The sequence below is a fragment of the Stenotrophomonas sp. SXG-1 genome, from assembly GCF_014083965.1.
GTDB lineage: Bacteria > Pseudomonadota > Gammaproteobacteria > Xanthomonadales > Xanthomonadaceae > Stenotrophomonas > Stenotrophomonas geniculata.
This window is the reverse complement of record NZ_CP046588.1, coordinates 652,856-667,062: the sequence shown is the minus strand read 5'-3', so window position 1 is coordinate 667,062 and position 14,207 is coordinate 652,856. Positions and strand designations below refer to the sequence as shown.

At 65.1% G+C, this 14,207-nt stretch carries 11 protein-coding genes and 1 riboswitch; of the genes, 4 read left to right on the top strand and 7 right to left on the bottom strand.

Annotation, left to right across the window (positions count from 1 at the left end; translation table 11 throughout):
- Positions 1–294: 294 nt before the first annotated feature.
- Complete coding sequence (locus GOC52_RS02940; RefSeq protein ID WP_191850646.1) at positions 295–3,525, bottom strand: autotransporter family protein; 3,231 nt, start codon at positions 3,523–3,525, stop codon at positions 295–297.
- Positions 3,526–3,869: 344 nt separating this feature from the next.
- Between GOC52_RS02940 and GOC52_RS02935 the strand changes: the two genes are divergently transcribed.
- Positions 3,870–6,281: an autotransporter family protein gene (locus GOC52_RS02935; protein ID WP_191850645.1), complete on the top strand. Its 2,412-nt coding sequence runs from the start codon at positions 3,870–3,872 to the stop codon at positions 6,279–6,281.
- 289 nt (positions 6,282–6,570) lie between these two features.
- Here the strand turns inward: GOC52_RS02935 and GOC52_RS02930 are convergent, their stop codons facing one another.
- Positions 6,571–6,924, bottom strand: a complete 354-nt coding sequence (locus GOC52_RS02930) for a hypothetical protein (RefSeq protein ID WP_191850642.1) — start codon at positions 6,922–6,924, stop codon at positions 6,571–6,573.
- Between the two features lie 487 nt (positions 6,925–7,411).
- Between GOC52_RS02930 and GOC52_RS02925 the strand changes: the two genes are divergently transcribed.
- The gene (locus GOC52_RS02925; protein ID WP_191850640.1) at positions 7,412–7,822 is read left to right on the top strand and encodes a hypothetical protein; all 411 of its coding nucleotides are present in this window, start codon (positions 7,412–7,414) and stop codon (positions 7,820–7,822) included.
- A 344-nt stretch (positions 7,823–8,166) separates the two neighbouring features.
- Here GOC52_RS02925 and thiL read toward each other — a convergent pair whose 3' ends face one another.
- From thiL to GOC52_RS02900, 5 genes are all read right to left on the bottom strand, one after another.
- On the bottom strand, positions 8,167–9,129 hold the full coding sequence (thiL, locus tag GOC52_RS02920) for a thiamine-phosphate kinase (RefSeq protein WP_191850638.1): 963 nt from the start codon (positions 9,127–9,129) through the stop codon (positions 8,167–8,169).
- Between the two features lie 152 nt (positions 9,130–9,281).
- Positions 9,282–9,761, bottom strand: a complete 480-nt coding sequence (nusB, locus tag GOC52_RS02915; RefSeq protein WP_025876637.1) for a transcription antitermination factor NusB — start codon at positions 9,759–9,761, stop codon at positions 9,282–9,284.
- Positions 9,758–10,225, bottom strand: a complete 468-nt coding sequence (ribH, locus tag GOC52_RS02910; protein WP_010481977.1) for a 6,7-dimethyl-8-ribityllumazine synthase — start codon at positions 10,223–10,225, stop codon at positions 9,758–9,760. Before ribH ends, nusB begins: the two co-directional genes overlap by 4 nt.
- A gap of 160 nt (positions 10,226–10,385) precedes the next feature.
- A complete protein-coding gene (gene ribB, locus GOC52_RS02905) occupies positions 10,386–11,486 on the bottom strand; it encodes a 3,4-dihydroxy-2-butanone-4-phosphate synthase (protein WP_159359791.1) in 1,101 nt (366 codons plus the stop codon).
- Entirely contained in the window at positions 11,483–12,109 is a 627-nt protein-coding gene (locus GOC52_RS02900; protein WP_191850636.1) for a riboflavin synthase, read from the bottom strand. The genes ribB and GOC52_RS02900 overlap by 4 nt, the downstream gene beginning before the upstream one ends.
- 74 nt (positions 12,110–12,183) lie before the next feature.
- Positions 12,184–12,329: riboswitch (FMN riboswitch) on the bottom strand.
- 188 nt (positions 12,330–12,517) lie between these two features.
- On the opposite strand from GOC52_RS02900, the gene GOC52_RS02895 reads away from it, so the two are divergent.
- Together GOC52_RS02895 and GOC52_RS02890 are read left to right on the top strand one after the other, a co-directional pair.
- A complete protein-coding gene (locus GOC52_RS02895; RefSeq protein WP_010481980.1) occupies positions 12,518–13,138 on the top strand; it encodes a hypothetical protein in 621 nt (206 codons plus the stop codon).
- Between the two features lie 152 nt (positions 13,139–13,290).
- Positions 13,291–14,175 carry a hypothetical protein gene (locus tag GOC52_RS02890; RefSeq protein ID WP_191850634.1) on the top strand — a complete coding sequence of 295 codons (885 nt, stop codon included), beginning with the start codon at positions 13,291–13,293 and terminating at the stop codon, positions 14,173–14,175.
- Positions 14,176–14,207 lie beyond the last annotated feature (32 nt).

Below are 14,207 nucleotides of genomic sequence, written 5' to 3'. Positions count from 1 at the left end.
GACATTGCGTCGCACATGCGACATTAATTTTCGTGAAAGAGACACTTCTTTAGCGCACCAGTGCTGCACGGGAACATTGAAGCTTGACGAAGTGATCCATTACCTCGCGAAATCCGGGAGTCGCGCATGTTTTCGGATCCCAGAGGTTTGAATTCACTATCCAGTGGGGCGCTGTCCGAGTATTTGGATATGCGAGCCCAAAGAGTGACGCTGACAACGGCAGGCGTCGCCCCTCTCAACAGTTGGGATCGGATCCCACTGCCAAGCAATGGGCTCCGACCCCACCGGCACTGCTTACCAGGCCATGCGCAGGCCCACTTGGCCGCCCACGTTGCGGTAACCGTGGTCACCGCGCTGCATGCTCAGGCCGCCCCAAGCGTTCCAGCGCTGGCCCAGCTTCAGCTCGGCACCGGCCTGCACTTCGTAGCGGTTGCGCGGAACATCCGCGCCCAGCGTGTCACCGTTGAACTGCAACGTGCTGGTACCGCTGCCACGCAGCCAGTTCGCGCCCAGGTACGGCTGCACAGTGTTGCCGGCTGCAGTGCCATGGCCAAACACACGCATGCCCAGACGCCCACTCAGGCCACCGGCATCGGCCTGGTCGATCACCGTGCCATTGCTCTCCACGTGGCGATCGGCGCGGAAATCGACATGGCTCAGCTGCAGCTGCGGCTGCACATACAGTGCGCTGGCGGTGCCCTGCCACACATTGAAGGTGTAGCCGGTCTCCATCGACGCACTGGCCATGCGCGAATCGTAGTGCTCCGGCTCCAGGCCGATGCCCTGCACACGGTTGTCGAAGCGGCCGTACTGCAGGTTCGCATCCATGTACGCTCCCTGCGTGCCGTCAGCCGCCTGCAACCAGGTACCGTACACGCCCACTGCGCTGCCCCGCACCCGACCCTTGGAGCTGTAGCCGGTCAGGTCGGACACTGCGCTGCTGTCAGCACGCCCCGTGCCCAACATCACGCCGAAGGCGGCATTGCCTCGGCGAAGCAGGTCACTGCCGATCTGCAGCACCGACGTATTGCCATCGATCGTCAGCTGACCACCAACCGCGCCGAAGTCCGCCTGCTGCCGGCCCACGCGAGCCCACGAGGCGCGCCCTCCATCCAGCGAGACGGCACCAATGCGGTCGTCCAGACGATGGGAAAACATGTTGATGGCCGCAGACTGGTTGGCCAGGTACGCCCCGGCTTCGGGACGCAGCACCGGCACCGGGTCTACCGGATCCACGGGGTCAACCGGATCGATGGGGTCCGTCGGGTCGATCGGATCCGGACCCGGATCGACTGCGCATCCCGGCGCAGCCGGATTGTCCTTGCAGACATCGAACCATTGCGAACGCAGATACCAGTTGCCATCGGTGGGATCAGTCACGCCCCCCTTGAACAGGAAGTACTCATAGGAGCCGCCCACGGCGCGGCCGGCCAGCGCATAGGTCGCCAGCGACACACCGTCCACTTCGATCAGCTGGATGCCGTCAGTCGTCTGAGCGCCAACACCCCCCATGTTCTTCACCGCAATGCTTGCATCACCCGAGGTATCGCCACGCACATGCAGGCGATCAAAGGCGCTGTCATCGCCGCCCAACGCGCCCTGGAACAGGAACGTCGCGCCTTCGCTGTGCAGGTCGCCATCCACGGTGAGGGTGTTGAATCGGCTACTGCCGTCGGACAATGCCACGCCACTGTTCAGTACGCTCAGTTCGCCCACCGTGGCATCCCCAGTCAGTGTCCACTGACTGCCACTTTCGATCGCCAACGTCTGCACCAGTTCAGACGAACCCTGCCAGAGCGATCCATCCGCCAGGCGCACATGCACGTCGGACAGCGGCACCAGGCCCGCATCCTCGTCCTCCGGCGTGATGACGATGTCGCCCACCATCTGCGAACGACCGTCCAGTGCAACATCGAAGCGTCCGGCCACTGCGGCATCCAGTGCCAGAGCGATGCCGTTGCCGCCCGATACCAACGCACCATTGGACAGTGTCAGGCCCGCATCGCGGCTGCTACGCAACCACACACCGCCATGCTGGGCGCTCACCAGCGAGCCACCGTCGATGCTCATCCGCCCGTTGTCGTTGATCACCGCCGCCCACGCGCCCTCGCCTTCGGTGCGCACATGGGTGTTGGCCAGCGTCATTTCACCGGTGCCACCAGACAGTACACCGTGCGAGTTGATGCCGGTGGTGCGTACCACGCTGTCGGACAGATGCACGGTACCGCCCAAGCGCGCGATGGCACCAATGGCGCCATCGCCTTCGGTCAGAATGGTGCTGCCGGTGACCTCGGCCAATGGCCGTTGGCCAGGCCCGCCCTCCACATAGAGCCCATGCCCATTGAGGCCCTGAGTGCGTAGCTGACTGGAGACGATCCGCGTCGTCCCCCCATACAACGCAACTGCCTGCCAACGGTCGCCCTCAGCGGTGATTTGCGAGTCCTCGATATCGAGCTTGCCTTCATTCATCAGCTGCACACCGATGCCATTGCGCGCGGTGACGACCGATCCCTGCACGTTGGCCTTGCCATCACGCTGGTTGACGTCGATGCCAATGCTCTCGCTGACCAGCTGACTGTTGCGCAGCGTCAGTTCAGACCCCTCGGTCATGTTGATACCGAAATGTCCGGACAGATCAACACGGTCCAGCAGCAGTGTGCCGCCGCCACCCGTGGCGAAACTGATTGCGCTGGCGTACTCACCGCGCGTGTGGATGGCGCCGCCATGAACTTCGACATCACCGCCCACATCCAACCCGCTACCGGACCGCGCATGGCCCAGATCAATCCGCAGATCTTCGAACACCGCCTTGCTGCCCATTGCCACCAGCGCACCATTGGCACCCGCGCCGCTGGCGCCGATCTGGACGTTGCGCAGCACGGCCTCCGAGCCCATGGCAATCCACAGCGCATGGCCCGCGCCGTTCTGTTCGATGCTTACGTTCTCGGCCATCAGGGTGCTGCCCTGCATATGGATGCCATTGGCATCGCCGTTGATCTGCAGATGGCTGTCGCGCAGCGCAAGGTCGCCATTGCTCACCTGCACGCCGTGGCTGCCGTCACCATGCGTGACAATGCCAACTCCGGTTGCGGATACGCTGGCCCGGGACACCGCGATGCCCACCGACGACCGACCCAGGGTTTCGACCTGGGTGCCGCTCAGTTCGACCCGACCGCCGTCCACCACCGATACACCCGCAGCACTGCTGCCCAGCGTGGTGATGGTGCCCCCGTCCATACGGATCAGACTACCCGCACCCTGTGCCCTCGCCGCGGCCGCACCATTGCCTTCCGTGCGCAGATTGACCTCACCGGCGGGAAGAATGCTGCCGCCGTTGAGCGCATGGAAGGCGTAACCCGCGGTACTGCCCGCGTCCACCGGCTCGGTGGTGCTGTAGTCACCGGCAGCGGGCGTCTGCTCGTCGCCGTCGGCAACCACCTGCTGCGCCAGTACCGGCGCTGTTGTGGAAAGTACGGTGGCCAGCGCCAGGGCGAGGGTACAGCGGCGGGGAAGCGGAAAGTGCATGGCGAGGCTCCGGGAAAAGTGCCGGATATGCTCGGAAGACCACACCCCCGGAACCATCGAATTCGTTGCGTTCCGCCACAGGTGCGACGGTTGGTCGCAGCTGCCTGGAACGTGCCTGAACCGCTCCCAGCTGCAAGCCGGAGGTCAAGCGAGCTTTGCAACAAATTGCATGGGATTGCTTGGGCGTGGCTGGAACACTGGGCTCCGTTCCAGACACGCACTGTCGCAAACAGCCCGGATCACTCCGTCTTCACACAACGTTGGCGTATACGCGATCTACCTGAACAGGGGTTCCAAGTCATCGCAGTGCGCAGTCCCATCCGCTTTCAATTCGAGGACTCACCATGCGCAATTCACCCGACCGTACTCCGTCGCTGCGACCGCTGACGCGTGGCCTGCTGCTGGCCTTGGCCAGCGCACCGATGGCTGTCGCCTTTGGCGGCGATCTGGACAACCAGCAGGCAGAGGTGACCGGCACCGATCCTGCCGAAGCCTGGACGTTGAAGAACGGCTCCACGCTGACCTTGCGCGATGGCGCAACGAGCTTCGATATTACTGCCACGGATTCCGCCGTGGTGATGAATGGGGCGACAGTCAACCGGGATCTGACCGGCAAAGGATTTGGGCGTGTCAATCTGGACGGCACCGCCACCCTGACGGCCAACAACAGTGTGTTCAATACCAATACCGCCATAACGATCCGAGAGCATGCCAGCGCTACGATCAGCAACAGCTATATCTTTGTACTGAGGGGCACGGCCATTCAACCAGGCGATATGGGAAGCTGGGGCGTGGATGTGTCAAATGCGTTCGGTTTTGCCTCGGACGATGGACGCGTCACCCTCGACAATACGCGGATCGTTGTGGAAGCATCCCTGGACCCCTCCGCGAGCATTCTCAACAATGGTCATGGGGTGCGCCTGATGCAGGGCCAGGCGGATATCCGCAACGGCTCGAGAATCCAAGCCGAAAACGCTGGCGTACTGCTCGCAGCCTATCCCACCGTATTGAAGCCCATTGCGGTTCGCGTTGACGATTCACTGGTGCAATCCGGGCGTTACGCCGCCATCTGGGTGAGGCCATCGAGTACCAGAGCGCAGTACGACATCACCGTGGCCAACGGCGCACAGCTGATCGGCGGCGACGGCAACCTTCTGAACGTGCACCACGAATTCGGTTCGGCCAAGGTCCGGGCCGATGTCTCCTTTACCGTCGACGATGCGCGTCTGGCCGGCAACGTCAATTTCGACCCCGCCAGTGTCGAAGGCAGGCTGGACGTCTTCCTGCGCAACAAGGCCCAGATCGACGGTCGCTTCATCAACGTCACCTCCGCCAGCATCGACAGCGACAGCACCTGGCTGATGACCGGCGACAGCAACGTCGGCCACCTGGCGCTGGGCAACACTGGCACCGTGGCGCTGGGCAATGGCAGCACGTTCAACACCCTCACCGTGGACACCTTCGACGGCGCTGGTGGCAGCCTGCTGTTCAACACCCAGCTGGGCGACGACAGCTCGGCCACCGACAAGCTGATTATCAAGGGCGATGCCAACGGCCAGGCCAACGTGCGCGTACTCAATGCAGGCGGCGCAGGCGCCAAGACCGACAAGGGCATCGAGTTGATCCGCGTGGGCGGTGCGTCCAATGCGCAGTTCGACCTGCAGGGCCGCGCGGTGGGCGGGCAGTACGAGTACTTCCTGTTCAAGGACGCGACCAACGGCGGCTGGTACCTGCGCTCGGAACTGGCCGGCGCGCCGGACCCGTGCGTGGTGGATCCCACGTTGCCGGAGTGCACGCCAATTGATCCGGTGGACCCGGTCGATCCGATCGACCCCATCCCGGTGCTGCGTCCGGAGGCCGGTGCTTACCTGGCCAACCAGTTCGCCATGGACCAGCTGCTGCGCCACGGCTGGCGCGACCGCCAGGGCGGCAGCACCGCCGCCGTTGATGGCGTGCGTGGCTGGGCCCGTGTGGATGCCACGCAGAGCAAGCTGTCGGCGGTGGAAGACCAGCTGGACCTGCGCGTGGACCGCTCGCGCCTGCAGCTGGGTGCGGATGTCGGCGTGTTCGACAACGGCCAGGGCCGCGTCGGCGTGATGGGTACGTTGGCCAAGTCCGATGCCACCTCGCGTTCGCAGCTGACCGGCTACAGCGCACGCGGCAAGGTCAACGGTGGCGCGCTGGGCGTGTACGGCAACTGGAGCAACGATGCACTGTATGTGGATGCCAGCGTGCAGCGCGGTCAGTTCCGCAACCGCGTGCAGGGCGAAGGCCTGGCCGAGGAACGCTACGACTCGGACATCTGGCAATCGTCGCTGGAAGCCGGTTATCGCTTTGGCATCGGCCAGATCGGCAGCACCGCGCTGAGCCTGCAGCCGGAACTGCAGCTGGTCTATACCGACGCCAACACCGACCGCCACGAGGAAACCAACGGCACCGTGGTGCGCAGCCTGGGCGACAGTGGACTGTCTGGCCGCATGGGCCTGCGCCTGCAGGGCGAGGGGCATTCGGCGGCTGGCGCATCGATCAGCCCGTATGTGGTGGCCAACTGGTATCGCGATGGTGCCAGCAACGGCATGGCGTTTGACGATGAAGCGCTGAAGGCCAGCGTGCCGCGCAACCGTTACGAGTTGAATGCCGGTGCGCGTGTGGACTTCCGCTCGGGGCTGAGTGCCTGGGGTGGGTTTGGTGTGATGCGCGGTGACCATGGGTACCGCGAAGCCACTGCAAACCTGAGCATGTCGTACAAGTGGTGATGTAGTTCAAAGAGCGGCGCCGGATGATTCCGGCGCCGTTCTGCTTTCTGTAGAGCCGAGCCATGCTCGACTGCACTACTCCATGCCCGGGCTGATTTGGGCAGAGTGAACAAATCAGGTTCCGCATCCCCATGTCCGCGCTCTACCGGCACCGCTTTACATCTCAGCACCGCGCACTTGGGATCTCGGCACTACATAAAGAGAGCCCCCCTGGCAGGCCGACAGTACTTCAGCATCCCGGTGAACGAATGCCTTTATGTCAACAGACGCCTCGACAATGGCGAAAGCGTCAATCTGCGTGGATCAGAATAAGGCGGCCGTCATCTGTGGGATGCAGCAGCAGAGAAACGTCCCGCCCGTCTTTGCGGAACACGGACCAGCAGACCGCCTGCCAGCCTTGGCCACAATTGACCTCTGGAAATCCAAGAATGGTCCGGTGCGAGTACTCGCGTTGCGTTCCGACCCACCCAGCTTTCAACAAGGCAGGCCGTAGTGTTCTGTAGTCCATTTCCCATCGCGTACCCAATGCCTTCAGCGTGCCTGGCATCGGCGACGGATTGTCCTTGTAGCTACCCATTCTGTAGCCGGGTTCTATTGCAACCGGTGAGGTTGCCAGCAGGAAGGAGATCAGAAGAATTTTCATCGACCTAGCGTAGCGGTATCGCTGCGTGTGGCAACTGACATTGATTCAGAGGCCACTGCGATGAAGCAGTCGAGCAAGCTCGACTCTACGATGCGCGCGGCGAATAACGTCGCAATTGGCACGCCTGCGTATGCTCAAGCGCGCGAACAGAACCTGGCACATCCTTACAACGCTTTCGAAGTTTCCAACAATTCTCATTGGCAGCATTGGCGCTCCATGCAAATCATGTGGCGCCACCGACAACGGGTGGCACGGGCTTGCAATCCCGTAGGAAGGATCTGTTGGTTACGCTTGTCTGCCGGCGTCGCGCATTCCCTATGCGTGGCGTCGGCAGACATTCTGTCCGCGCACCTATGGCGGGCGGTGCGTGGGGGCCTCGTGCCCGCCGGCCTTTTGCAGATCCTCCACCGGTATTGCAACCACGCACCGTTCGCCACCCTCGCTGTTAAGCGGGGTGGCCCCTTGCTTCTTGCACAAGGATGCCGCCATGACTGCCACGCACTATCCCTACCTGTTCGCCACCCTCGGTGAAGCTGCCAACCAGCTGCCCGAGACCATCGCCCGCGCACTGGAATCCACGCTCAGTGCCACACACGGCGTCACTGCGCCCTCTAGCAGCACCTTGCTGGCGTGCCTGCAGCGCATCCGCCACGTAGAGGGTGCTGACGGCCAGCCGTGGCCAGACAAGGGCCGTACATCGGGGCAATGCATGGCCATGGCACGTGCCGACCGCGCCAATGCCGGTCTGACGTTGCTGCTGGAACTGCTGCATGCCACCGAACGCGTGCGCGTGGAAGGCGATGATGATCAGCAGGTGGGTGACGACGTGCGCGAAGGACTGCTGCTGGCCTGCCGTGGGCTGGCCGAGTATGTGGATGTGCAGTTGCACGCGGCGTAACACGGGGCGATGCGGATGCACGTCCACCTGGGTGGATGTCGACCTTGGTCGACACATCCGTGCCAACCAAGGTTGGCACCTACCAGAGCAATACCGCTCCGCCCCCGCTTTGGTAGGTGTCGACCTTGGTCGACACATCCTTGCCAACCAGGGTTGGCACCCACCAGAGCAGCACCGCTCCGCCCCCGCTTTGGTAGGTGTCGACCTTGGTCGACACATCCGTGCCAACCAAGGTTGGCACCTACCAGAACAGCACCTATGTGCCTCCGTGACCGTGTGGGCACGGGCGGCTGACACATCCGTGCCAACCGGGGTTGGCACCCACCAGGGCAGTACCGCTGCGGCTACGCGAAGTGCTGGTAGCCGCCGTCGGCGGCTTCGCCATCCACATGCACGCCCTGCCCTTCGGCGATGCGGCCGATTCGGGTGAGCGGCACGTCCAGCGATTCAGCCAGGTAGTGCAGCGCGTCGCGCTGGTCGGCGGCGGCGGTGAAGCACAGTTCGTAGTCGTCGCCACCGCGCAGTGCGCAGTCACGCGCATCGTCGCGGCCGAGCAGCTCACGCAGCGCGTGCGAGATCGGCAGCGAATCGGCATCCACATGCGCGGCCACGTTGCTGCGCGTGGTGATGTGGCCCAGATCGGCCAGCAGGCCATCGGACACATCCACCGCCGCGTGCGCGAAAGCACGCAGACGCAGGCCCAAGGTCACACGCGGCGTCGGCCGCAGCAGACGCAGGCGCAGGCTTTCGTAGTCGGCCAGCAGGGTGGCGGTGGTTACGCTCAGCGCCCCCTGCTGCCACAGGCGCAGCGCACCGGCGGCATCGCCCAGCGTGCCGCTCACCCAGAGGTCGTCACCCACCTGCGCGCGGTCGCGACGCAGCGCCTGGCCGCGCCCGACCTGGCCCATCGCGGTCACCGACAGCGACAACGCGCCGCGCGTGGTGTCGCCACCGATCAGCGCGATGTCGTGCTGATCGGCCAAGGCAAAGAAGCCATCGGCGAAGGCGTCGATCCAGTCTTCAGAGGCTTCCGGCAGCGACAGCGCCAGCGTGCACCAGGCCGGGCGCGCGCCCATCGCCGCTAGGTCGGACAGGTTGACGGCCAGCGTCTTCCAGCCGATGTCGAACGCCGGGGTCTCGGCCGGGAAATGCACGCCGCTGTTGAGCGTGTCGGCGGTGACCACCAGTTGCTCGTTCGGGCGCGGCTGCAGCAGCGCAGCGTCGTCGCCGATGCCGAGCACGATGTCGTCGCGCTCGACGGTGCGGGCGCGGATGCGGTCGATGAGGGCGAATTCGGCCAGGGACATGGGGCGCTCCCGCGTTTGTACGTGCCGCGCCGTGCGCGGTGGGGCGGTTGTACGTGCCGCGCGGCGCGCGGTTGTCGGTAGTGCCGGCCGCTGGCCGGCAACCTCAGAATCCCTGCAGTTGCCGGCCAGCGGCCGGCATTACCACAGGTGGGTCAGTGACCCGATTCGACCTTGCGCCATTCCACGGCGGCACGATCCAGCACGCCGTTGACGTAGGTGTGGCCATGCTCGGAACCGAAGCGCTTGGCCGATTCGATGGCCTCGTTGATCACCACGCGGTACGGCACGTCCAGGCGGTAACGCAGTTCGTAACCGGCCAGGCGCAGCACGGCGCGTTCGATTGCGTCCACTTCGTCGATGCCACGGTCCAGGTACGGGCCGAAGGCTTCGTCGATGTCGCGACGGTTGTCGAGCACGCCATGCACCAGCGCTTCGAAGTACGCCAGGTCGGCGATTTCGCGGGCCTGTTCGTGGGCGAACTGGGCGATCAGCGACTGGCCGTTGCCACCGGAGATCTGCCAGGCATAGATGGCCTGCACGGCACGACGGCGCGCGCGCGAGCGCAGCACCGGATCGATGCCATCGCGGCGGACGGGTTTACCGGAGGGCTTGCCCTGGGTGTTCTTGTTCATGGCAGCTGCTCCAGAAGATTGACCATTTCCAATGCGGCGAGTGCGACTTCCTCGCCCTTGTTGCCGTGGCTGCCGCCTGCGCGGGCCTCGGCGTCTTCAACGCGTTCCACCGCCAGCACGCCGTTCAGCACCGGCACGCCGAAGTCCAGCTGCACGCGCATCAGGCCTTCGGCGCAGCGGTCGGCCACGTGTTCGTAGTGGCGGGTATCGCCACGGATCACGCAGCCCAGGGTGAGGATGGCGGCGTGTTCATGGGCCGCGGCCAGGCGCGCGGCCACCAGCGGCAGCTCCCAGGCACCCGGCACGCGGATCACGTCGATGTTGGCTTCGGTGATGCCGTTGCCGGCCAGGCTCTGGCGGGCGCCAGCAACCAGCGTATCGGTGATGCGGGCGTTCCAGCGGCTGGCCAGGATGGCGAAGCGCGCCGATTCGGGAGTGCGAAGATCGCCTTCGTAGTGGCTCATATGCGGCTTGGGGGACTCGATAAGGGGGTAATTCTAGCGTGGATGGGCCCCGGCCGTGGCTGGCGGGGGCCTGGGGAACCCGCCGGGCATGGCCCGGCGCTACCGGATTAGGGGGCGCCGGGGTAGCGCCGGGCCATGCCCGGCGAGCGCAGCGGGCGGGTTACGGGGTAACCGTCTCCACCACTTCCAGGCCGTAGCCGGCCAGGCCGATCTGGCGGCGGGGCGTGCCCAGCACGCGCAGCTTGCCCAGGCCCAGGTCGGACAGGATCTGCGCACCGGCACCGTTGCGGCGCCACTGGCTCACGTCCTTGTCCTTGCCCGGCACCACCGGCGCCGGCTGCTGGCGCAGGCGGGCCAGCAGGGCCTCGCCATCACGCGGGGCCTGCAGCACCACCATCACGCCACTGCCTTCAGCATCGATCGCACGCAGGGCATCGGTGGCGGCCACGCCGAAGTCATCACGGCGCCAGTGCAGCAGGTCGGCCAGCGGGTTTTCCACCTGCACCCGTACCAGGGTGGGGGTGTCGGCATCCGGCGTGCCACGGACCAGGGCGAAATGCAGGTCGTGGGCGATGCGGTCGCGGTAGGTGACCAGCTTGAACGGGCCGAATTCGGTCTCGATCTCGCGCTCGTCCACGCGTTCGACGGTCTTTTCGGTGGCCAGGCGGTAGGCGATCAGGTCGGCGATGGAGCCCATCTTCAGGCCGTGCTCGCGGGCGAACACTTCCAGCTCCGGGCGGCGCGCCATGCTGCCATCCGGGTTCAGGATCTCCACCAGCACGCCGGCCGGCTCCAGCCCGGCCAGCATGGCCATGTCCACGGCGGCTTCGGTGTGGCCGGCGCGGGTCAGCACGCCACCCGGCTGCGCGATCAGCGGGAAGATGTGGCCCGGCTGGTGCAGGTCCGACGGCTTGGCGTTGGGCTTCACCGCGGTGCGGATGGTGTGGGCGCGGTCATGCGCCGAGATGCCGGTGGTGACGCCCTCGGCGGCCTCGATGCTGACCGTGAAATTGGTCTGGAACTGCGCGGTATTGGCCTGCACCATCGGCGCCAGGCCGAGATCGGCGGCGCGGGTGCGGTTCAACGGCAGGCAGACCAGGCCACGGCCATGGGTGACCATGAAGTTGATGTCGCTGGCCTTGACCAGCTCGGCGGCCATGATCAGGTCGCCTTCATTCTCGCGGTCTTCGTCATCGACGATGACCACCATGCGGCCCAGGCGGATGTCTTCCAGGATGTCCGGAATCGGGGCGAAATTCATGCGACATCTCCCTGTGGGTGCTGACCGTTGGTCGGCACACTGATCAGGCGCTCCACATACCGGGCGACCAGATCGATTTCAAGATTGACCGCGCTGCCCACGCCTGCGGCGGAGAAGGCGGTGTTGGCGACGGTGTGCGGAATGAGGGCGACTTCGAAGCCTTCATCGTCCACTTCGTTGACCGTGAGGCTGACGCCATCCACGCAGATCGAGCCCTTCTTGGCGATGTAGCGGCGCAGCGAGGCCGGCGCGGCGAAACGCCAACGCTGGGCACGCGCGTCTTCGTGGATGGACAGCACCTGGCCGAGGCCGTCGACGTGTCCGCTGACCAGATGGCCGCCGAGGCGGTCGGTCGGGCGCATGGCACGTTCGAGATTGATGACCGCCCCTTCGCCCAGCTGGCCCAGCGTGGTCAGGCCCAGGGTCTCGGTGGAGGCATCGGCCTGGAAGCTGCTGGCGTCGAATGCGATGACGGTGAGGCAGACGCCGTTGATGGCAATGCTCTCGCCCATCTGCACGTTGTCGAACGGCAGATTCCCGACATTGAAGGTGAAGCGGACATCGCCGCCGATGGATTCGCGTGCGGCCAGACGGCCGACGCCTTCGATGATTCCAGTAAACAAGAAACGTTCTCCGCGAAAAGTGAGCGAAAAACGCCGCAAGGCAAACAGGCACGCGCAGGGCATGAGCCCTGTGGCACCGTCTTCTTTCATCCGGACTATGACCGTCGGCTCCGGCATTGGACCGGATCTGCTGACCCCCGGCCGTGGGCCGGGGCGCTCGCGGGCTCGTGCTTGCGCACCTACCGCCGGTGGGGAATTGCACCCCGCCCTGAAGACGTTTGTGTACCGGCGAACCGGCGTGGCTAGTGTACCAGCCCGGGCTGAACGGGGTCGGATGCCACAGCTGTGACGGCCGTCGCTCGCAATTTGTAAAACTTTCATTAAAATTCCACCCCGGACGACATGAGGTCGCCACGGGCAGCCCGCTGGGGCAGGCCCGCCAAAGGACTGAAATTCACAGGAATTCCCATGCGCAAGATGCTGATCGTGGCCGCCCTGCTGGCCGCCGCCCCGCTCTCGGCTTCGGCCGACGCCCTGAGCTACACCTACGTCGAAGGTGGTTGGACGCAGGTCAAGGTTGACGACAACGCACTGGACGACCCGAAGGTCGACGGCGGCTACCTGCGTGGCTCTGTGGCCATCGCCGAACAGGTCTACGTGTTCGGTGGCTGGTCGCGCACCAGCAAGACCTACCATTACAGCGACGGCTCGCTGAAGCTGGAACTGAACCAGCCGGAGCTGGGCATCGGCTACCACATGCCGTGGACCGACCGCCTGGACTTCACCGCCGATATCGCCTGGGTGCGCCAGAGCGCTGAACTGACCGACCGTTACGACGGCTACAGCGACCGCTACAAGGATCACACCAACCTGGGCCGCGCCACCCTGGGCATCCGCGGCAAGCCGTCGCGCATGACCGAAGCCTGGGCCAAGGCCGGCTACATGGACGGCGGCAACAACTTCAAGGGCACCTGGGTCGGCACCGTCGGCGGCCAGATCAACTTCACCAGGACCTGGGGTCTGGTGGGCGAGATCTCCGGCTACCGTGACGTCACCCAGTACTCGGCCGGCGTGCGCGCCAGCTTCTGATCCAACGATCGCTCCTCGTCGTGCGATCGAACGGGCCCCGCAAGGGGCCCGTTTTTTTGGCCGGGGTACACCGCCATGTGACCTCTGGCCGCCATCGAAAGTAGCGCTGGATGCGCTAGGCTTGCGCGCCTCTGGAACAGGAAAACACCGTCATGAAGACCACCACCCGTACCCTTCTGGCCAGCGTGCTGCTGTGCGCCCCGCTGATTGCCAGCGCTGCACCGGCCCAGCTGACGCCCGAGCAGGCCTTCGACCTGTACGCACGCGTGCTGCTGGAAGACGATGCGGCCGCCACGCGCACGCTCAACGACGCACTGAAGCCGGCGTTCGAAGGCCAGGACGCCGTGACCCCCAACCCGGGTGCGCTGGCCAAGGCATTGGCCGAACCCTGGCAGACGGTACTGGCCAGCACCGGCGCCAAGTCAGACGCCGCGGCCACCGAAGCGCTGTATGCCAAGGCGCTGCGTGATTCGAAGTGCCGCGCGACCAAGAGCGTGGTCGAAGACAACGAATACGTTGAAGACCAGAAGCTGGCGCGGATCACCTACAGCTGCCAGCTGCCCGACCTGGGCAAGGTCCGCCCGCTGTTCGCCGCGAGCCTTGCGTCTGACGCCAGCCCGGCCGCGCGCAAGCAGTTCACCGATGCCTACACCCAGGCGCTGCAGAGCGGCGCACGCGTGCCGGTCAGCGGCACTTTCACCCTGTACCCGGCCAAGGACAACGGCTACTGGTACAGCGGTAATTTCGATGATCTGGTGGGCACCGTAGCCGGTGCGCTGGCGCCGTTCGAGGACTGGATGCAGGATGCACAGGCGGCCAGCGCGCCGAAGGTGACCGGCATACCGGGCTGCGACCTGCTGCTGCAGCAGCACCGCGCCTGCGTGGCGAAGATCGCGCCGGACCAGATCAGCGGCGTGGATGCGATGGCCGAGGAACTGAAGGCCAAGGCGCAGGTGCAGTCGGCCGAGGAGATGACGCAGGAGTGCAAGGCACTGCGCCCGATCGCCGAGATGATGTGGACCGACGAATGCGCGTGAGGTGGTAAGCGGTAGCGCCGGGCCATGCCCGG

What these genes read in the sequence shown, in the direction of transcription:
- thiL (WP_191850638.1), bottom strand. Translation starts at nt 9,129, where the DNA reads ATGTCCCTGGCCGAATTCGCCCTCATCGACCGCATCCGCGCCCGCACC.
- GOC52_RS02930 (WP_191850642.1), bottom strand. Translation starts at nt 6,924, where the DNA reads ATGAAAATTCTTCTGATCTCCTTCCTGCTGGCAACCTCACCGGTTGCA.
- GOC52_RS02935 (WP_191850645.1), top strand. Translation starts at nt 3,870, where the DNA reads ATGCGCAATTCACCCGACCGTACTCCGTCGCTGCGACCGCTGACGCGT.
- GOC52_RS02890 (WP_191850634.1), top strand. Translation starts at nt 13,291, where the DNA reads ATGAAGACCACCACCCGTACCCTTCTGGCCAGCGTGCTGCTGTGCGCC.
- ribH (WP_010481977.1), bottom strand. Translation starts at nt 10,225, where the DNA reads ATGAGCCACTACGAAGGCGATCTTCGCACTCCCGAATCGGCGCGCTTC.
- ribB (WP_159359791.1), bottom strand. Translation starts at nt 11,486, where the DNA reads ATGAATTTCGCCCCGATTCCGGACATCCTGGAAGACATCCGCCTGGGC.
- GOC52_RS02940 (WP_191850646.1), bottom strand. Translation starts at nt 3,525, where the DNA reads ATGCACTTTCCGCTTCCCCGCCGCTGTACCCTCGCCCTGGCGCTGGCC.
- nusB (WP_025876637.1), bottom strand. Translation starts at nt 9,761, where the DNA reads ATGAACAAGAACACCCAGGGCAAGCCCTCCGGTAAACCCGTCCGCCGC.
- GOC52_RS02925 (WP_191850640.1), top strand. Translation starts at nt 7,412, where the DNA reads ATGACTGCCACGCACTATCCCTACCTGTTCGCCACCCTCGGTGAAGCT.
- GOC52_RS02895 (WP_010481980.1), top strand. Translation starts at nt 12,518, where the DNA reads ATGCGCAAGATGCTGATCGTGGCCGCCCTGCTGGCCGCCGCCCCGCTC.